Annotated in this window: 14 protein-coding genes and 1 pseudogene; 8 read left to right on the forward strand and 7 right to left on the reverse strand. The window is 72.9% G+C overall.

Annotated features, from left to right (window positions below; translation table 11 throughout):
* Nucleotides 1–120 (forward strand): annotated as a pseudogene (locus MFF58_RS25850) (porin family protein); the annotation flags it as partial.
* A gap of 317 nt (nt 121–437) precedes the next feature.
* Here the strand turns inward: MFF58_RS25850 and MFF58_RS25855 are convergent.
* The 3 genes from MFF58_RS25855 to MFF58_RS25865 all read right to left on the reverse strand — a co-directional run bounded on the left by MFF58_RS25855 (nt 438) and on the right by MFF58_RS25865 (nt 4689).
* Nucleotides 438–851, reverse strand: a complete 414-nt coding sequence (locus MFF58_RS25855; RefSeq protein ID WP_238292083.1) for a VOC family protein — start codon at nt 849–851, stop codon at nt 438–440.
* A gap of 476 nt (nt 852–1327) precedes the next feature.
* Nucleotides 1328–2662, reverse strand: coding sequence for an MFS transporter (locus tag MFF58_RS25860; RefSeq protein ID WP_238292086.1), 1335 nt, complete (start codon nt 2660–2662; stop codon nt 1328–1330).
* A gap of 455 nt (nt 2663–3117) precedes the next feature.
* Nucleotides 3118–4689, reverse strand: coding sequence for an ABC transporter substrate-binding protein (locus MFF58_RS25865; protein ID WP_238292088.1), 1572 nt, complete (start codon nt 4687–4689; stop codon nt 3118–3120).
* A gap of 307 nt (nt 4690–4996) precedes the next feature.
* Between MFF58_RS25865 and MFF58_RS25870 the strand changes: the two genes are divergently transcribed.
* Nucleotides 4997–5221, forward strand: a complete 225-nt coding sequence (locus MFF58_RS25870) for a hypothetical protein (RefSeq protein ID WP_238292089.1) — start codon at nt 4997–4999, stop codon at nt 5219–5221.
* A gap of 188 nt (nt 5222–5409) precedes the next feature.
* Complete coding sequence (locus MFF58_RS25875; RefSeq protein ID WP_238292091.1) at nt 5410–5958, forward strand: hypothetical protein; 549 nt, start codon at nt 5410–5412, stop codon at nt 5956–5958.
* A gap of 39 nt (nt 5959–5997) precedes the next feature.
* Here MFF58_RS25875 and MFF58_RS25880 read toward each other — a convergent pair whose 3' ends face one another.
* Nucleotides 5998–6246, reverse strand: coding sequence for a hypothetical protein (locus MFF58_RS25880; RefSeq protein ID WP_238292094.1), 249 nt, complete (start codon nt 6244–6246; stop codon nt 5998–6000).
* A 57-nt stretch (nt 6247–6303) separates the two neighbouring features.
* Nucleotides 6304–6777, reverse strand: a complete 474-nt coding sequence (locus MFF58_RS25885) for a CYTH domain-containing protein (RefSeq protein WP_238292096.1) — start codon at nt 6775–6777, stop codon at nt 6304–6306.
* A 245-nt stretch (nt 6778–7022) separates the two neighbouring features.
* On the opposite strand from MFF58_RS25885, the gene MFF58_RS25890 reads away from it, so the two are divergent.
* Together MFF58_RS25890 and MFF58_RS25895 are read left to right on the forward strand one after the other, a co-directional pair.
* Entirely contained in the window at nt 7023–7481 is a 459-nt protein-coding gene (locus MFF58_RS25890) for an NUDIX hydrolase (RefSeq protein WP_238292148.1), read from the forward strand.
* A 143-nt stretch (nt 7482–7624) separates the two neighbouring features.
* Nucleotides 7625–7822: a hypothetical protein gene (locus tag MFF58_RS25895; protein ID WP_238292098.1), complete on the forward strand. Its 198-nt coding sequence runs from the start codon at nt 7625–7627 to the stop codon at nt 7820–7822.
* Nucleotides 7823–8695: 873 nt separating this feature from the next.
* Here the strand turns inward: MFF58_RS25895 and MFF58_RS25900 are convergent.
* Nucleotides 8696–11545 (reverse strand): PAS domain-containing protein, encoded by a 2850-nt coding sequence (locus MFF58_RS25900; RefSeq protein WP_238292100.1) that lies wholly within the window; start codon nt 11543–11545, stop codon nt 8696–8698.
* A 373-nt stretch (nt 11546–11918) separates the two neighbouring features.
* Here MFF58_RS25900 and MFF58_RS25905 point away from each other — a divergent pair, with 373 nt between their 5' ends.
* Both MFF58_RS25905 and MFF58_RS25910 read left to right on the forward strand, forming a co-directional pair.
* Nucleotides 11919–15212: a DEAD/DEAH box helicase gene (locus MFF58_RS25905; RefSeq protein WP_238292102.1), complete on the forward strand. Its 3294-nt coding sequence runs from the start codon at nt 11919–11921 to the stop codon at nt 15210–15212.
* 79 nt (nt 15213–15291) lie between these two features.
* Nucleotides 15292–15726, forward strand: coding sequence for a GlcG/HbpS family heme-binding protein (locus MFF58_RS25910; RefSeq protein ID WP_238292104.1), 435 nt, complete (start codon nt 15292–15294; stop codon nt 15724–15726).
* A gap of 19 nt (nt 15727–15745) precedes the next feature.
* On the opposite strand, the gene MFF58_RS25915 is transcribed toward MFF58_RS25910, so the two are convergent.
* Complete coding sequence (locus tag MFF58_RS25915) at nt 15746–16300, reverse strand: PAS domain-containing protein (RefSeq protein WP_238292106.1); 555 nt, start codon at nt 16298–16300, stop codon at nt 15746–15748.
* Between the two features lie 498 nt (nt 16301–16798).
* On the opposite strand from MFF58_RS25915, the gene MFF58_RS25920 reads away from it, so the two are divergent.
* On the forward strand, nt 16799–18133 hold the full coding sequence (locus MFF58_RS25920) for an allantoate amidohydrolase (protein WP_238292108.1): 1335 nt from the start codon (nt 16799–16801) through the stop codon (nt 18131–18133).
* Nucleotides 18134–18140: the final 7 nt, after the last annotated feature.

The raw sequence follows: 18140 nt of genomic DNA on the forward strand, positions 1-18140 counted from the left end.
GGCGCGTTCGTGATCAACGCCGCCTCCAACGTCCCGGCCTTCTACAGCCCGGTCGGCCGCCGCTCCGACGAGTTCGCCGTCGTCCGCGCAGGCCTGAACTACAAGTTCGGCTCGTACTAAGTCCGGCCCGACGATTCCGTTCGGCTTGGCGGAGCGCCTCGACGCTCCGCCAAGCCGCCGGGGTTCCGATCTGACGTTCTGACGACGTCGCGAGCGGCCGCTTCCGAGAGGAGGCGGCCGCTCTGTCGTTCCGGCCACCGCGGGGCCGCGCGCGGCCCTGCGGGCCGGGCCCCGTTCGGCCGCGCCGGATCGAGCGCCCCCGTCCGCGCGCGCGGAGCCTCGCGCGGGGAGGGACGCCGACCGCCGCCGCCCCCGCGCACCGATCGCCTGCTGCCCCGCGCTGACGCGGCTCCAGGCGCGCGGGCGGAGGCGCCGGCTCAGTAGCCCTTCCAGAGGCCCGGGGTAGCCAGTTCCAGCAGGTGCCCGTCCGGATCGCGGAAGTAGAGGCTGACGCCGCCCCGCGGCCAGCGCGTGCGCCCCTCGACCGCGATCCCGGCAGCCGCGAGATGATCCTCCCACGACGGGAGCGCGTCCGCGTCGATCGAGAACGCGATGTGGGCCGGACCGCGGCCGTCATGGGGCGGGATGCGCCCGCCCGGCGTCTCGATCGGGCGCAGGGATGCGCCTTCCGGGAAGAGCAGGAGGACGCCGCGGCCGCCGACGTCGAAGGTGCGCATGCGGAAGTCGGTGTAGATGCAGCGCAAGCCCAGCCTGTCGCGGTAGAAGCCTTCGGCGCGGTCGAGATCCGCGACGTACAGCGCCGTTTCCAGGATGGCGTTGAGCTTGGGCACGGCGATCTCCCGTCGCGGGCTTCGGCACGGTGCGGCCAGCGCGGCCCCGGGATCGGGATCCCGGTCGGGGCGGGCCGGGGGCGCCCCGCCGACGCGGAGGCCGGGTCCGCGGGCCTGCGCGCCGCCTCGCGCCGGTTCCGAGCGCGAGCGGGACCGGATCGCGGGCCGCCGGCGACCGCGCCCGCGATCCCCATCGGCCGGGCTCGCGGTCGATCCGCCCCGCGATCCGCGCCCCCCCCCCGCAGGTCTGCCGCGGTGCGGGCTTTACCGCCTCGGCCCGCCGCTTCGGCTCCCCGGGAGGACGGTCCGCGCGGCGCCGTCCCGGGCCATGGAACGGGCTTCCGGTGATCGGTGCCCCGGGCCGGGGCGGCCCGTTCTGGACCGGCCCCGGCCGGGGCTCGGCTGCAGTCGGCCGGCCGGCCGGCCGGTCCCGTGCCCGGTTCCGCGGCCGGGACGCGTCACACCCGGCGGGGCCGTCAGGCGGTCGATGGGCGGGCGGCGCCCTGGTCCGGACGCGCGGTGCGGCCCGGGACCAGCGACAGGGCCGCGGAGACCAGGGCGAACAGCACCAGGGGCACGAGGCTCAGGGTGAAGCTGCCGGTCCCGTCCTTGATCGCGCCGATCAGGTAGGGGCCGAGGAAGCCGCCGAGGTTTCCGACCGCGTTGATCGCCGCGATGCTCGCCGCCGCGGCGGCCGGCGGCATCTGCTCCGTCGCCAGCGCCCAGAACGGACCCTTGAGCATGTAGACGCCGACCGCCGCGACCGTCAGCGCCGCGACCACCGGGCCGAGCCCGGAGAGGACCGTGCCGCCCGCGAGCCCGAGCGCCAGGATCAGGAACGAGAGGGCGAGGTGCCAGCGCCGCTCCGCCGTCTTGTCGCTGTGCCGGCCCCAGAGGATCATGGCCACCGACGCGAAACCGTACGGGATGCTGTTCAGGAGGCCGGTCTCGAAATTGCCGAGGCCGAAGCTCTTGACGATCTGCGGCGTCCAGAAGGAGAGCCCGTAGCTGCTCGCCGTCGAGCCGAAATAGATGGCCGCGAACAGCGCCAGCCGCCGGTCGCGCAGCACCTCCCACATCGACGGTTTCTCGGTCTGGCCGCGCTGCGTGTTGCGCGCCGCTTCGGCCTGGAGCTGCCGCTCCAGCCAGTCCCGTTCGGCCGCCGGCAGCCAAGCCGCGTCCCTCGGCCCGTTCGGCAGCATCCACAGCACCGCCACCGACAGGAGGACCGCCGGCAGTCCTTCGAGGATGAACAGCCACTGCCAGCCGGCCAGCCCGAACCCGCTCACGTTGAGCAGCGCGCCGGAGATCGGCGAGCCGAGGAACGACGAGATCGGGATCGAGATCATGAAGATCCCGATGATCCGCGCCCGGTAGGCGGAGGGGAACCAGTAGGTGAGGTAGAGGATCACGCCGGGGAAGAACCCGGCCTCGGCGAGCCCCAGCAGGAAGCGCAGGCCGACGAACGACCACGGCCCCTGCACGAGGGCCATGGCGGCCGAGATCAGGCCCCAGGTCGCCATGATCCGGGCGATCCACAACCGCGCTCCGAAGCGCTCCAGCATCAGGTTGCTGGGGATCTCCATCAGGAAATAGCCCAGGAAGAAGATCCCGGCGCCCCAGCCGAACACCGTCGCGGACAGGCCGACATCGTGGTTCATCTGGATCGCCGCGAAGCCGACATTCACGCGGTCCAGGAAGGAGACGAAGTAGGCGAGGATCAGGAACGGCACGAGCCGCCAGCCGATCCTGCGCATCGCCGAGCGTTCGAGCGCGGTGTCGTCCAAGGAGCCTGCTATCGGGCCTGTCATGGGCCTGTCCTCGTCGCCTGTCGTGGGGTCCGGCCGGATCCCGCCGGGGGCCGGGTCGATCCAGGTCACGGCCGGGCCCGCACGGGACAGGACGGCGCCGACCGCCGCGCGGACGGTGGGAACGGCAGGCCGTCTCGGGCTTCCTCGCGGGCCGGTCAGCTCTGGCGGTGACCTGTGCCGACCCTGCTTAACCCGTTCCCGACGCGGCTGGGAAGCGCGCATGGCCCGTAGAAGCATCGGATCTGTTGAAGACGACGGCGTATTCGTAAGCTGGAATGCCGTTGAGGATCGATCAGCCCGGGTTTGGCGGGCTCCTGCAACGGTAACGCGTGCCCCTGGTCTTTGCGCGCCGCAAAGCAAGCCGGGGCGCAGGCCATCCGCGGGCCCGGCGCTGGCGGATTGCTTCGCCGCGCGCTCGGAGCGGGGCGGCCGGGGGGCCCGGCCTCCCGGACGCCTCAGCCCTTCTTCACGTTCCAGAACACCGGCACGCCGTCGAGGACGCCCGTGAGGGTGGGCTTGAACGAGGTCTGGTTGAAGTACTGCCCGAGGGGCAGGTAGGGCAGGTCGGCGAAGGCCTGCCGCTGAAGGTCGCCGGCGAGCTGCCTGCGCGCGGCGGTGTCGGGCGCGTCGAGCCACTGGTCCCGCAGGGCCTCGATCTTCCCGCTCGTCGGCCAGCCGATCGCGGCGCTCTGCCCCGTGCCGCGCAGGAAGGCGCTGACCGCCGGGTTGGCCTGATCGAGCCCTGCCCAGAAGGTGCAGAAGGCGCTCCAGCCGCCCTGGGCGACCGGGTCCTTCTTGGCCCGCCGCTGCACCACCGAACCCCAGTCCATGACCTGGTAGTCGACGTTGAAGCCGGCGCGCGTGAGCATGTCGGCCGCCACGTCGGCCAGCGCCTTCAGGCTCGGGAAGTCGGAGGCGCCCATCAGCACCACCTTCTCGCCCTTGTAGCCGGCCGCCGCCAGCGCCTTCTTGGCGCCCTCGTAGTCGCGCTTGGCTGTCAGGGCGTCGAGGCCGAGATCGCTCGCCATCGGCAGGCCGGGGCAGAAGAAGCCGGTGGGCACGTGGATCAGCTTCGGGTCCGTGCCGGTCACCGCCTGCATGAAATCGGCTTGGTCGACGACCTTCAGCAGCACCTGCCGGACCGCGGGGTTGTCGAAGGGCGGCTGGAGCTGGTTCATCCGCAGGCAGCCGATGAGGCCGGTCGGGTCGGTGATCCGCGTGGTCAGCCCGCGCAGCGTCGGCACGAGGTCGGCCGGCGGCTGCTCCCACCAATCCATCTCGCCGGTCTGCATGGCCGAGGCGGCGGTCGCCTGATCGGGGATGACGTGCCATTCGACCCGGTCGATGAAGGCGCGCTTGGGCCCGGACGTCCATTGCGGCGCGGCGCCCTCGCGGGGGACGTAGCCGGCGAAGCGTTCGTAGACCACGCGGGCGCCGACCACCCGCTCGTCCGCCTTGAAGCGGAACGGGCCGCTGCCGACCATCTCGGTCACCTGGGTGAACGGGTCGGTCTTGGCGAGCCGCTCCGGCATGATCGCGCAGATCGAGGAGCCGACCTTGCCGAGGGCGTCCGGCAGGAGCGCGAAGGGCTTTTTCAGGCGGAACTGGATCGTCCGGTCGTCGGGCGCCGTGAGTTCGTCGGTGTAGGCCATCAGCGTCTGGCCCATGGCGTCGCGCTTGCCCCAGCGGGCGATGCTGGCCACGCAGTCGCGCGCGAGCACCGGGCTGCCGTCGTGGAAGGTCAGGCCGTCCCGCAGGGTCAGCCGCCAGAGCTTGCCGTCGTCCTCGACCACGTGGCCGGCCACCATCTGCGGCTGGGCCGCGTAGGCGGCATCCGTGCCGTAGAGCGTGTCGAACACCGCCAGGCCGTGGTTGCGGGTGACGTAGGCGGTCGTCCAGATCGGATCGAGCACCGTGAGGTCGGCCTGCGGGATGAACTTGAGGGTCCGGGCGGCCGTGCCCTGCGCCAGCGCCGGGGCGGCGAGCGCGGCGCCCGAGAGAGCCATGAAAGTCCGTCTATCCAGCATGCCAGCCTGCTCCGTCCGGTAAAGACTGAGGGATCGTAGCATAGGGCGGGCCATGCGGTGCTACAGGGCACGCGACCATACGGGGGGCGCCGGGGCTCGCCGCCGCCGCCGGGCGGTTCCCGGGCCTGCTCGAACTCGACTGGCCAAAACCACATTCGGCCTGTGCAAATCGGTAAGAACAAGCTTTCGTCAAGATAATGGCTTTATCCGCGGCCATGGAGCGGCGTCGCTCGGGCGCGATCCCGACCCTCGAACCGCGGCCGCCCGCCCGTCCCGCGAACGGGCCGCGCAGACCAGGATTATCTCGATGAACTTCACCGTGTCCGCACGCCTGTCCGCGCGCCGGTTCGCCTATCAGCATGCCTCCGTGCTCGCCGCCTTGGACCAGGGCATGAGCCTGATCGCGGCCGGGATGGCCGATGTCACGATCACCGACGGCAACGGCCGGGCCCGGACCCCCGCGGCGGTGTACCAGTCCCTGTTCGGGGCCGGGCTGGCGCAGGTCCGCGCGGTCCAGGCGCAGGCGGCCTGAACGGACGGGAAGTCGGTCCCGGTCGGGCCGCCGATCCGTCATGCAGACGGTCGCCGATCGTGGAGACAAGCACAGGAAAGTTGACGAGTACCGGTTCGTCTTTCTGGACATTCTCCGAGATCAGGCATAGCCTCCGAGTGTTCGCGTCGCCGATGTGCCGGCTCGAATGCTTCCGGAGATCGTCTTACATGAAGCGCCGCAGCGCGCGACCGTTCATGGTCGAAGTCAAGAACACCCGGGCCGGACGGGCATCGCTGACCTCCCCCAACGTGCGGACGCGGCCGGACGCGAACCTGTGGCAGGAACTGGCTGAGGCCGAGGCGAGGCCGCCGCAACCGGATATTCAGCTTCCCGCGCCGCCGCGGCCGGCGCGGAAGGAGCCAGAGGCGCCGGCCCGCCGTGTCCTGCCGAGCCTCGTCCCGATGTTCGAGCCTCCGGCGGAGCCCGAGCCTGAGGCCGTCGCGCCGCCCGTGCGGCGGCCACGGACGCGCAGCGAGCGGGCTCCCGCGGTCGCTCAGGCCGCGGCCGCACCCCCGGCGCCGAAACCGGCGGCCAAGCCCCGCCCCGCCGCAGCGCGACCCGAGCCCCCCGCCGCGTTCGCCGTCGAGCCGACCGTGCGCGCGCCGAAGGCCGAGCCCGCTGAAGGCCCGTCGCCCCGCCCCGCGCCCTGGCGCCGGACCAAGGAGTTGCGGCTCGGCGAGCGCTGGAAGCGCCGCCTGCCCCCGTTCGCCCGCTGACCGGACTCCGAGCCGGCGGGTTTCGGGTTGCCCGCAGCCTCAGGCGAAGAACGGCCTGAAATTCTCCACCCAGCCGCGCAGCCACGCCTCGCAGCCCTGCTGGGCGCCGTGAGCATCCTGCCCGTGGCCCCAGATGTCCTCGACGAGGGGACTCCACCACGTCCACAGCCGGTTCGATCCGTCGTACTCGCAGATCCCGACCACGACGGCTCCGACCTGTCCGACGTAGCGCGGGAGCGGCACGCCGGCGGTCACGTCCTGGGTCCAGGTGATCAGGCTCTGAGGCATCCCGTTAGAACGGCGCCGCGCCCCGGACGTTCACTCCGCCGCCCGCGCGCCCCGGTCTTACGCGGCTTCCCGCTCCGACGGCGCACCCGCGGCCAGCCGCGAGTTGCGGTAGCGCGGATCCGCCGTGACCTCCCGCTCGGTCCAGGGCGGCACCACCACCGGCTGGTCCTCGCGCTCGAGTTCGATCTCCGCCAGGATCAGGCCCGCGAGCGCCCCGCCGAACACGTCGACGTCCCAGACCGCACCGGCGTGCGCGACCCGATAGCGGGTCTTCTCGAGGCGGCGGCCGGGCGGCACGCGGGCCAGGAGCGCCGCGCCGTCCCGCGGCGCGATGGCAAACTCGATCTCGTCCCGGCAGGCGCCGCGCCGGGAACTCTTCCAAGTGATCAGCGTGCGATCCTCCGCCTGGCGGATGCGGATCGTGTTGGCGTCGTCGGTGTAGAGATAGCCCTGAACGAAGTGTGTTCCCGACCGGCACAAGGCCAGCACGGACGGGTGCGCGATGAACTTGCGCTCGATTTCGACGGGCATGCCGCGACTCGCTGCCGTTGGACGGAAGAGGTTTCGCGGACCAGCGCCCACAAGACAAGCGGGGCGGCGGTGCCCGAGCGCAGCGTTACAGGCATGGCTCGCTGATCACCGTGACCGGATGCAAATTCGCCATCTTCAACTATGTAAAACCCTTGCGTGTCGGGTAATTGCAGATTCGCCCGGAGAAGAACCACCCTCTTTCGTTCCCGAGGTCAGCGCTGAAGACGGCATCCAAGCGGTCGAACCTGAAGAAGCTGTTGCGGAGGGCCCAGGCCAAGCCGCTCAAGCAGGTTGCGGCCTTGCCGTTCCGTGTCGGGGCGGACGGCCGTCTCGAGGTGCTGCTGATCACCTCGCGCGATACCGGCCGCTGGATCATCCCCAAGGGCTGGCCGATGATCGGCCGGAAGGCCCACCGGGCCGCCGAGCGGGAAGCGTTCGAGGAGGCCGGGCTGCAGGGCCGGATCGCCGCGAGTCCGGTCGGCTGGTACCGCTACGAGAAGCGCCTCGACCACGGCCAGGCGCTCCCCTGCAAGGTCCGCGTCTACCCGCTGCGGGTCGAGGTCCAGCACGAGCGCTGGCCGGAGCGGGATCAGCGCACGCTGCGGTGGTTTCCCCCGGAGGAGGCGGCGCGCCTCGTCCACGAGGACGAACTCCAGCGCCTGCTCGTGGACTTCACGGCGCCACCGGTCGACGGCCGCACCTGAGCGGCCCGGACGCTGCGACGGTCCGGGTGAGGAACCGGCCGGTCCCTCCGCCGTTGAATCGATAGATTGGATCGTTTCTAAGTTCCAAGTCTTCGTTCCACTGCAGGGCGGCCCGGGGCCGCCGAGCCCCAGGAGCCTGATTCATGAACGCGAAGTGTGAGAGCTGCCGGTTCTTCGACGAGCACAAGGGCAACGGTGCCGTCGCGCAGAACGATGCCGGCCTGTGCCGCTTCAACCCGCCCGTCAGCCAGCCCGCGCCCGACTCCAAGGGCCTCTGGCCGGTGGTCGCCGCCCAGGATTGGTGCGGCCACTACACCCCCGAGATGACCGCGGCGGAGTAAGGGCCGCCCTGATCGGGCGGCCGGGATCCTTCCCGGCTGCCCGGTCGCGTTCACCCCGTCATCCGCTTCGACCCCGCCATCCTCGCGAGGGCAGGGCCGTGATCCGGAAGCGTGAGGGTCCCCGACCCGACGCCGAGTCCGGAGCGTGGCTCCGCTCGCGGGGATGTCTGCGTGTCCACGCGTGCCGGATGCGGGTCCCAGTCGAGGGCGTCGGTCGAAGCTTCGCTCCGTCCTCGCGGACGCGGCACCCGACCCGGGGCGGGGCCGGGTGGACCGGGGAACCCGCCCTCCATCGAGCGCCGACGACTCCGCCCCGCGGCGCCGACATCCCTCGGCATCCCCGCCGCGGGCAAAAAAAGACCGCCTCGGGTGAAGCGGTCCGGAGTCTTGGGAGGAACGCCCACGCGGGGCTGCAGCACGGCGATGCCATCGCGGTGCTGCACGGCGTCAACCCGGCCGTAATGGTCTTGTTCCGGGCCGCGCCCCGGCGGACCCAGCTCCGCATGCCCCCTCCGCGGCGGGCGCCGGGGAGGGGCGACCGGAGCGCTCGAACGGGGCCGGAGCTTGCCGTCGGCGAACGCGGCCCGGTCGGGCCGCTCCGGGCCCGCTCCACACGCATGAGGCCTCGCCGGGGTGCCCCGACGCGGTCGGTCCGCTGGGCGTCGCGCCGGGGCCGCCTGCCGCCGACGTGCGGGAGAGGGCGGCGCCCGGGCTCCCCCTCGCGGGGAGGGGGCCGGTTCAGGTCGGCGGGACCGGCGGGGTCCTGTGGGCGGCTTGGCCCTGTCGTGCCGGATCCGGGTCGCTGCGACGACAGGCTTCGGCGACGCGTCAGGGGAGCCCTGAAGATCTGCCCGGCGCGTCGAGCCAGGACCGTCAGTCCCGCGCGCGCGCGTCCGCGGCCGGTTCGCCCGCGGCGGGTCGGGAGGCACCCGCGCCCGGCCGTCCGCGCCGCTTCGCCGCCTCGTAGAGAACCTGGGCGAGCTGCTGCGCCGAGTAGGGTTTGCGCACGAGGGCGAAGCCGTGGGTGTCGTCCGTGGCGAGCACGTGGCTGTAGCCCGAGGTCAGCACCACCGGCAGGTCGGGGCGGCTGCCCTGTAGCTGCCGGGCGAGGGCGAAGCCGCCCATGCCGGGCATGACCACGTCCGAGAAGATCACGTCGAACCGGTCCGGCGTCCGGGCGAGTTCGGCCAGCGCTTCCTCGGCGGATTTCGCCCAGATCGGGGCATGGCCGAGATCCTCCAAGATCTGGGTGCAGAACCGCCCGACCCCGAGATTGTCCTCCACCACGAGGATGCACAGGCTTCGCTGGGGCTCGGCGTCCCGCCGGTCGTCGCGGCCGTCATCCACCGACGCCGCGGAGGCCTCGACCTGCGGCAGGTACAGGGTGAAGGTCGTGCCGCCGCCGACCGCGCTCGCGACGTCGATGTCGCCGCCCGACTGCTTGGCGAAGCCGATCACTTGGCTGAGGCCGAGCCCGGTGCCTTTGCCGATCTCCTTGGTGGTGAAGAACGGCTCGAAGATCCGGCCGAGATCCGCGGCCGGGATGCCCGCCCCCGTGTCGACGACCCGGACGGCTACGAACGGTCCCCGCGCACCGGCATGCCCGCGGATCGGGGGCATCGGCCGGTCGCCCTCGAGGCGGAGCGTCAGGCCGCCTTCCCCATCCATGGCGTCCCGGGCGTTGACCGCCATGTTGATCAGCGCCGTCTCGAACTGGCTCTCGTCCGCGCGCACGAAGCGGGGCGCGTCCGGCAGCTCGATGGCGACGCGGATGCGCGCGCCGGTCACCGAATCGAGCATGTCGGCGATGCTGCGCAGGCGGGCGCCGATGTCGAAGACCTGCGGCTTGAGGGCCTGCCGCCGCGCGAAGGCGAGGAGCTGGCCGGTGAGCTTGGCCGCCCGGTCGACGGTGTCGGAGACCGCGTCGAGGTAGCGGCGGCGGCGTTCCTCCGCGAGGTCGGGCCGGCGCAGGAACTCGACGGAGGAGCGGATGATGGTCAGGAGGTTGTTGAAGTCGTGCGCCACCCCGCCGGTGAGCTGGCCGATCGCCTCGAGCTTCTGCGATTGCCGCAGCGCCTCCTCGGCCTGCCGCTGCTCGGTGATGTCGCGCCCGAATCCATAGAACAGCCCGTCCTCCGGGACCACGGTCCAGAGCACGCGGCGCCGGTCGCCGGCCTGGGTCCGGCAGGACAGCTCGACATCCTCGACGCGGCGATCCGCGCAGAGCGGCCGCAGGGCCGCGTGCGCCGCCTCGCGCTCGGTCGGCGCCACGAAATCCAGGGCGGGCCGGCCCAGGGTCTCGGCCTCCGACCAGCCGAGGGCCCGGCTCCAGGAGGGATTGACCGAGTGGACCCGTCCGTCCCGGTCCGAGACGAGCTTCAGCACCGGCGAGAGCGTCCAGACCCGGTCGCGGTCGCGGGTCTGCGCGGCGACCTGCGCCTCCAGGCGCTCCGCCCGGGTCTGGAGCAGCGCCTCGATCCGCTTCCGCTCGGAGACGTCGTGCGCGAAGACGTAGAACCCGTCGACTCGTCCCGCGGCGTCGCGGCGCGGAAGGTAGCGGGTGTCCGCGGTCCGGACCTCCCGATCCGGGAAGGTCCAGACCCATTCGTGGCGGACCTCGTGCCCGGCGAGGGCCTGCTCGATCGCCGGGCGCCGGGCCTCGAACGCCTCCGGGCCGAGCAGCTCCTGCACGGTCCGGCCGACGACGTCCGCGGCGGACTGGCCCGTCCAGGTCTCGTAGGCGGCGTTGGCGAACTGGTACACGAGGCTGCGGTCGATGAAGGCGATCAGCACCGGCATGGCGTCCGCCACCAGCCGGAGTTCGGCCTCCCGCGCCTGGAGCGTCAGCTCGTTCCGGCGGCGCTCCGTGATGTCGTTGAATAGGACGGCGACCCGGTTCCGCGCCGGCCCGTCGACCCGGTAGGCGTGCACGTCGTACCAGCGGCCCAGCGCCTCGGCCGCTTGCTCGAAGCGGATCGGCTCGCCCGTGAGCGCGACCCGGCCGTAGAGATCGAACCAGTGCTGCTCGTGGCCGGGCACGAGGTCGCGCATCGAGCGGCCGATCACGTCCCGCAGGCCCGTCTGCCGCTCGAAGGCGGGATTGACCTCCAGGAAGCGGTAATCGACGGCGCGGTCGCCGTCCGCGAACGTCATCTCGACGAGGCAGAACCCGGCATCGATGAACGCGAACAGCGAGCGGTAGCGTTCCTCGTTCCGGCGCAGGGCCGCCTCGGCGCAGCGGGAGTCCAGCTGCGTCATCACGGTCCGTGCGAGCGCCTTGAGGATGAAGATCTGCTGGTCCGACAGGGTGCGCGGCTCGCGGTCGAGGACGCAGAGCGTCCCGATGGCCCAGCCGTCCGGCGTCACCAGGGGCACGCCGGCGTAGAAGCGCAGGTGCGGCTCGCCGGTCACCAGGGGGTTGGCGGCGCTCTCCGGGACGGCCGCGAGATCCGGCAGCACGAGGACGCCGTCCTCGCGCATCGCCTCCGTGCAAAACCCGAAATCGAGCGGCATCTGCCGCGGCGGATGGCCGAAGGCGGCCTTGATCCACTGCCGGTCGGCGTCGATGAAGTTGATGTGCGCCATCGGCGTGCCGCAGGCCTGGGCGGCCATCTCGGCGATCTCGTCGAATTCGCGCTCCGGCGGCGTGTCGAGGATGGCATAGGCCCGCAAGGCGGCGAGTCGCTGAGGATGCTGGGGCTCGAAGCCCGACAGGGTGGGCATTGTCTCGTTCCGCGACACGGGAGCGTCATAGCCCACGCCTCCGACCCTCCCAAGTGAGTCCTTGCAACGCTGAACCGGCGACGTGGCGAACCATTGGTTTCCGCGACGGTAAGCTCTTGAGGGGCTGAACCGGATCCCGCCGCGGGCCGAATTTGTCCGGCCTCCTCGACGGGTTGCCCCACCTGCGGATGCCCGCACCCGCGGAGTCGGATCGGGGCCGCGGCCCGTCTGCCTTGAGCCGCGCGGGCCCCGCGGGGGGCGCCCGCCGCGCGCCGTGCCGCCTGTGGATCGGATCGCCGCGGACGGGAGCCCGCGGGGCCGATGCGGCGTTGCCGGCTCAAAGGGACAGGCTCGGGACAGGTTCGGATCAGGCATGGCCAAGCGCAGGACGAAGGCGGACGCGCAGCAGGGACTCGAGGACGCGCCGCTGATGCCCACCGGCGCCCTGGCGGTGGCGCTGCTGGCCCTCGCCGAGGGGCCCGGGCCGGTCGTGCACGTCGCGCGGGATGCCCGCCGCCTGGACGAGCTCGCCGCGACCCTCCGGGCCCTCGATCCCGACGCGCGGGTCGCGGTCTATCCCGAATGGGATTGTCTGCCCTTCGATCACGCCTCGCCGTCGCGGGCCACGATGGGCGCACGGGCCGCCGTGCTGCGCTGGCTGACCGACCGGGGCGCCCTGCCGGACTTCGTGCTGACGACCGCCCCCGCCCTGGTCCAGCGCGTGCCGCCGCCGGAGACCTGGGCCGCGGCCCGTGTGACCCTGCGGATCGGCGATCCCCTCGACGTCGCCGCCGCGACCGCCGACCTGAAGCGCCTCGGCTACATCCTCGACGAGCGGGTCGACGAGCCCGGCGAGATCGCGGTCCGCGGCCGCACCGTGGAGGTGTTTCCCGCCGCCGCGCCGCGCCCCTGCCGGATCGAGCACGCGGAGGGCCGCGTCACGGCGATCCGCTCCTACGACCCGATCTCGCAGCGCTCGGTGGCGGAAGCGGACGCGCTCGTCATCGACCCGGCCACCGAGATCGTCCTGGAGCCCGGCTCCGGCCAGAGCTTCGCGCCGTTCACCGGCCAGGAGCACCGCCTGGACCGCTACTATCCGCGCCTCGTCACCCTCCTGGACTACGTGCCCGAGGCGCGTCTCGCGGTCGAGGACGGCGCGCAGGCGCGGATCGACGCCTTCTACGAGCAGATGGACGAGGCGCGGGGACGGCTCAAGGCCCGCGACGAGCGGGGGCTGGCCGGCGCCAGGCTCTATCTCACCCCCGCGGCGTGGCGCGACATCGTCGTCCGCCACGGCCGGCTCGCCGCCACCGAGGCGGCCGGCGAGTCCCGCACCATGCCGTCCCTCGCCGGGGAGCGCCGACCCGGGACGGCCTTCGCCAAGGTCATGCGCGAGCGGCTGAAGGCCGGCGACGTGGTCGTCCTGGCCGGCACGGTCCGGCCCCTCCGGCGCCTCGTGCGCCAGGCGGGTAAGATCGCTGAGCGCCCGATCCGCCTGATCGACGGCTGGGCCGACGTGGCGGCGGCGGCGCCCGGCGACGTGCTCGCCCTGGAGGCGCCGCTGGCAGCCGGGTTCCGGGTGCCCGAGCAGGGCGCGACCGTGATCGCCGCCGCCGACCTGTTCGGCCCCGAGGCCGCGGTCGCGGGCGGCGTCCGGGCGATGCTGCCGATGGGGGAGGTCGACCTGCGCCCCGGCGACGTCGCCGTCGACCGCGACCACGGCCTGTGCGTGTTCGAGGGGTTGGAGCAGGTCGCGACCCAGGGTGAGGAGCCCTCCGAGGCCCTGCGCCTGCGCTTTGCCGGCGACGCGATCCTGATGGTGCCGGTCTCCCAGGCGGACCGGATCTGGCGCTACGGGCCGGAGCCCGACGCCGTCACCCTCGACAAGCTCGACGGCGGCACCTGGCCCCGGCGCCGCCTGGAGGCGGAGGCCACCATGGCGCGGACCGCGCGCCTGATGCTGGAGGCCGCCCGCGCCCGCCGGGAAACGGAAGCCCCGGTCTTGGCGCCCCCGGCGCGGGAGATGGAGCGGTTCGCCGCCGGCTTCGGCTTCGCCCCGACCCCCGACCAGGCCGCCGCGGTGGACGCCCTGATGGGTGATCTGGCCTCCGGACGGCCAATGGACCGGCTGGTCTGCGGCGATGTCGGCTTCGGGAAGACCGAGGTGGCCCTCCGGGCGCTCGCCGCCGCGATCTTCGCCGGCAAGCAGGCGGCCCTGATCGCCCCCACCACCGTGCTGGCGCGCCAGCACGCCGAGACCCTGCGCCGCCGCTTCGGCCGGTTCGGCATCGAGGTCGCGCAGCTCTCGCGCCTCGTGGCGCCGGCCGAGGCCAAGCGCGTCAAGGCGGGGCTCGCCGACGGCGCGATCCGGCTGGTGGTCGGCACGCACGCCCTCGCCGGCAGCGGCGTCCGCTTCTCCGATCTCGGCCTGACGGTGATCGACGAGGAGCAGCGGTTCGGCGCCAAGATGAAGGCGGACCTGCGCCGCCTCTCCGAGGGCGGGCACGTGCTGACGCTCACCGCGACCCCGATCCCCCGGACGCTCCAGGCGGCCCTCGTCGGTCTCCAGAGCCTCAGCGTGCTGGCGACCCCCCCGGCGCTCCGCCAGCCGGTCCGCACCGTGGTGGCGCCCTTCGACGCGGACGCGGTCCGCGAGGCGCTCATCCGCGAGCACCGGAGGAGCGGCCAGAGCTTCGTGGTCTGTCCGCGGATCGAGGATATCGGCCCCATGGCCGAGCGCCTGCGCGCCCTCGTGCCGGGCCTCGACATCCTAGTGGCGCACGGCGACCTGAAGCCGTCGGCCATGGACGAGGTCATGGTCCGCTTCGCGGAGGGCGACGGCGACGTGCTGCTCGCCACAGCGATCGTGGAGAGCGGCCTCGACGTGCCCCGGGCCAACACCATGCTGGTCTGGGAGGCGGCCCGGTTCGGGCTGGCGCAGCTCCACCAGCTGCGCGGGCGGGTCGGCCGCGGGCAGCGTCGCGGCACCGTCCACCTGCTCAGCGACCCGGGCGCGCCCCCGCCCGCGGCGGCCCTCCAGCGCCTGCGCGCCCTGGAGGCCCTCGACCGCCTCGGCGCCGGCTTCGCGGTGAGCGCCCGGGACCTCGACCTGCGCGGCGCCGGCGACCTCGTCGGCGAGGATCAGGCCGGCCACGCCAAGCTCGTCGGGCTCGGTCTCTACCAGCACCTGCTGCAGCTGGCGCTGACCGCCGCCAAGGGCGAGCGCGCCGAGGATTGGAGTCCGGAGATCGAACTCGGCCTGCCGAGCCGGATCCCCGAGGACTACGTCCCCGAGCCGGAGATCCGCCTGAGCCTCCACACCCGGCTCCTGCGCCTGCGCGAGCCCGAGGCGATCGAGGCGCTGGCCGGAGAGGTCGAGGATCGCTTCGGCACAGCGCCCGCCCCGGTGCTCGCCCTGTTCGACCTCGCGCGGCTGCGCGCGGCCTGCTGCGAGCTGGGCGTGGCCCGGCTCCGGGGCGGTCCGCAGGGCGTCGCGGCCGACCTGCGGCCCGACCGGCCGCTGCCCGCGATGGCGGCGGCGGAGGGCATCGTCCTGCGCGCGGGGCGGGTGGTGTGGAAGCGTCCCTGTCCCGAGGCGGCGGCCTGCGCGGAGCTGGCATCCGAGCTCCTCGAACGCGTCCGCGCGGCCCGGGAACGCGCCGCCTGAGCCTGCACCGGCCGAGCTTGCGCGAGGCTGGACAAACGGTCACAGGCTGTCGCGCAGACAACGCGAACGGGAGGGTCCCATGCACGTTACGATCGAGCAAGCCGAGACGGCGATCGCCGCCGCCCGGGCCAAGGCCACGGAGCTCGGCACCCAGATGTGCATCGCGGTGGTCGATTCCGGCGGCAACCTGAAGGCGTTCCACCGCATGGACGACGCCTGGGTCGGGTCCATCGACATCGCCCACAAGAAGGCCAAGACGTCGGTCTTCTTCGGCATGATGACCGGCCAGATCGGGCAGCTGTCCCAACCCGGCGGCCCGCTCTACGGGATCGAGCACTCGAACGACGGCCTGATCACATTCCCGGGCGGGATCCCGATCGTCGATGCGGACGGCGTGATGTCGGGGGCCATCGGTGTCAGCGGCTCGACGGTGGAGAACGATCACACCGTCGCGGAGGCCGGCGCCAAGGCCATCGGCCGGACCGAGCTGCCGGCCCATCCCTGGCGGACCTGAGGGCCGGCATCGCCCGCCCTCAGGGCATGCGCCCGGCGAGCGTGCGGCCGATCCCGAGCAGCAGCATGCCGGAGAGCATCTGCAGATGGGTGTCCCCGTGGCGTTCGAGCGCCGCGTGGGCCTGGATGCCGTGATCGGCCGCGGCCTCCAGCGCGCCGCCCGGCCCCGGGCCGGCGCCGTTCGTGAGCCGCCCTGAGCGCGTGTAGAGATCGGTGACGTCGAGATACGCGCCGCGCCCGTGCAGCATGCCCGACGGATCGGAGGCCAGGAACCCCCGATTGAGGATCCAGCGGACTTCGCCCGGCCCGGACAGCACGCGGAATTCGAGGGAGACCGGTCCGCCGGTCTGCCGGACGCGGCGGATCTTCCCGAAGACCCAGTCCCGATCCTCGGGATGGACGCGTCCGAGCGCGGTCTCGAGGGCGAGCGGTTGGCCGGCGAGGTCCGGGTTTCCGGCCAGCACGGTCGCGGCGCCCGCGTCGAGCACGGACCGGCCCGCGGGGACGTCGGTGTCCCAGGTCCCGACGAATCCTGCCGCCCGCAGGGCAGCCATTGCCTCGGACGACAGCTGCATCAGGCCCCCCTCGCGTTATTGCAACCTATGTTTGTGCACTGATGCACGATTGCCCGAGAGACAGTCAGCCTGCAACCGGCCTGTCCAGGGGGGCGACGTTTCCCGGGAGTTCGGCCGCCTCTGACATGGTGTCGCGGTGGTGGGTGCCGGCCCGCCGGGCGGCGCACCCGGCCCGGTGAAGAGGATGCGTGACCCCGGCCCGATCTCCGGTGGGCGGTGACGGGCCTAGTTCGGGTCGGGTGCGGCGGATACGTTGCGAGATTCTGCTGGAGACGTCTCGCCTGTATGCCGCGCGGTCCAGGAGGGGCGCGCTGTTTGCGGATCCGTCGCCCTGAAGGCGGTCTCGTCCGAGCGGGATGCCGATCCTGGCAGCCCACCCCTCGCGCAGATGCCGAGGCGTCGCCGCTGTCGGGTGCGCGATCGGGGTTCCTGTCCCTGGTGCCCGCCGGAATCAGGGCCTAACCTCGCCGGCTCCCGCACGCATTCGCCAGAGGCTCCATGGTTCGCATCACGGACCGCACCAACCTCCCGCTCTCGCAGGACCGGCTCTGGGACAGCCTCATGGAGCTCGCCCGGATCGGCGCGCTCCCCAACGGCGGCAACGACCGGCAGACCCTGACGGACCGCGACGCCGAGGGGCGCGCCCTGTTCCGGCGCTGGGGCGAGGCGGTGGGGCTCACGCTCACCGTGGACCGGGTCGGCAACATGGTCTTCCGTCGCCCGGGGCGGGATCCGACCCGCAAGCCGGTCGCCATCGGCAGCCACCTCGACACCCAGCCCACCGGCGGCAAGTTCGACGGGCCGCTCGGCGTGCTCGCCGGCCTGGAGATCATGCGGGCGCTGCACGAGGCCGGGATCGAGACCGAGGCGCCCCTCCTGCTGATCAACTGGTGCAACGAGGAGGGCTCGCGCTTCGCGCCGCCGATGAGCGGCAGCGGCGTCGCCATGGGGATCGTCCCGGAGGCCGAGATCATGGCCACCCGGGATCTCGCCGGCCACGTCTTCGGTGACGAGCTGCGGCGGATCGGCTGGCAGGGCGAGGCGGATCCGGCCGCGCTGCAGGGCATCGGCGCCTATTTCGAGCTGCACATCGAGCAGGGCAAGCGCCTGGAGGATGCGGGCTTGACGATCGGCGTGGTCGACCGGGCGCTGGCTCAGATCTGGTACGAGATCACGGTGCTGGGCGAGGAAGCCCATGCCGGCAGCCCCATGGCCGGCCGGCACGACGCGATGATGGCCGCGGCGGCCCTGATCGCCGCGCTCGAAGACATCGCCCGCGATGCGGTCGGCGCCGGGGACGAGCGCGGTCGCGCCACCGTGGGCGTGCTGACCGCCGAGCCGGCGAGCCGCAACATCACGCCCGGCCGGGTCTGGTTCAGCCTCGACACCCGCCACGGCGACACCGAGCAACTGGAGGCGATGCGGGCGCGGATTCGCGCCCGGGCCGACGCCCTGGCGGCGGAGCGGGGCGTCTCGATCCGCGTCGCGGAGTTCTGGCGCGCGCCGCCGACGCCGTTCGACCCGGTGCTGGTGGACCGTGTCCAGACGGCCGCCGAGGCGCGGGGACACGCCTGGACGCGCATGCCCACCGCGATCTACCACGATGCCGTCTACTGCGCCCGCGCGGTCCCGGCGGCCCTGGTGTTCTGCCCCTGCCACGGCGGCATCAGCCATAACGAGGCCGAGAGCATCACGCCGGACTGGGCCCGGGCCGGCATGGAGGTTCTGGCCGACGCGGTCCTGACGACGGCGGGTCTGGCACCGGCAGGCTCGGCAACGTCTGGCTCGGCAACGTCTGGCTCGGCACCGGCGGGTTCGGCCGCGCGCGCCTGAAGGGACG

It is taken from the genome of Methylobacterium longum, assembly GCF_022179385.1.
GTDB classification, from domain to species: Bacteria; Pseudomonadota; Alphaproteobacteria; order Rhizobiales; family Beijerinckiaceae; genus Methylobacterium; species Methylobacterium longum.

What these genes read in the sequence shown, in the direction of transcription:
- MFF58_RS25860 (WP_238292086.1), bottom strand. Translation starts at nt 2,662, where the DNA reads ATGACAGGCCCGATAGCAGGCTCCTTGGACGACACCGCGCTCGAACGC.
- MFF58_RS25865 (WP_238292088.1), bottom strand. Translation starts at nt 4,689, where the DNA reads ATGCTGGATAGACGGACTTTCATGGCTCTCTCGGGCGCCGCGCTCGCC.
- MFF58_RS25870 (WP_238292089.1), top strand. Translation starts at nt 4,997, where the DNA reads ATGAACTTCACCGTGTCCGCACGCCTGTCCGCGCGCCGGTTCGCCTAT.
- MFF58_RS25875 (WP_238292091.1), top strand. Translation starts at nt 5,410, where the DNA reads ATGAAGCGCCGCAGCGCGCGACCGTTCATGGTCGAAGTCAAGAACACC.
- MFF58_RS25880 (WP_238292094.1), bottom strand. Translation starts at nt 6,246, where the DNA reads ATGCCTCAGAGCCTGATCACCTGGACCCAGGACGTGACCGCCGGCGTG.
- MFF58_RS25885 (WP_238292096.1), bottom strand. Translation starts at nt 6,777, where the DNA reads ATGCCCGTCGAAATCGAGCGCAAGTTCATCGCGCACCCGTCCGTGCTG.
- MFF58_RS25895 (WP_238292098.1), top strand. Translation starts at nt 7,625, where the DNA reads ATGAACGCGAAGTGTGAGAGCTGCCGGTTCTTCGACGAGCACAAGGGC.
- MFF58_RS25900 (WP_238292100.1), bottom strand. Translation starts at nt 11,545, where the DNA reads ATGCCCACCCTGTCGGGCTTCGAGCCCCAGCATCCTCAGCGACTCGCC.
- MFF58_RS25905 (WP_238292102.1), top strand. Translation starts at nt 11,919, where the DNA reads ATGGCCAAGCGCAGGACGAAGGCGGACGCGCAGCAGGGACTCGAGGAC.
- MFF58_RS25910 (WP_238292104.1), top strand. Translation starts at nt 15,292, where the DNA reads ATGCACGTTACGATCGAGCAAGCCGAGACGGCGATCGCCGCCGCCCGG.
- MFF58_RS25915 (WP_238292106.1), bottom strand. Translation starts at nt 16,300, where the DNA reads ATGCAGCTGTCGTCCGAGGCAATGGCTGCCCTGCGGGCGGCAGGATTC.
- MFF58_RS25920 (WP_238292108.1), top strand. Translation starts at nt 16,799, where the DNA reads ATGGTTCGCATCACGGACCGCACCAACCTCCCGCTCTCGCAGGACCGG.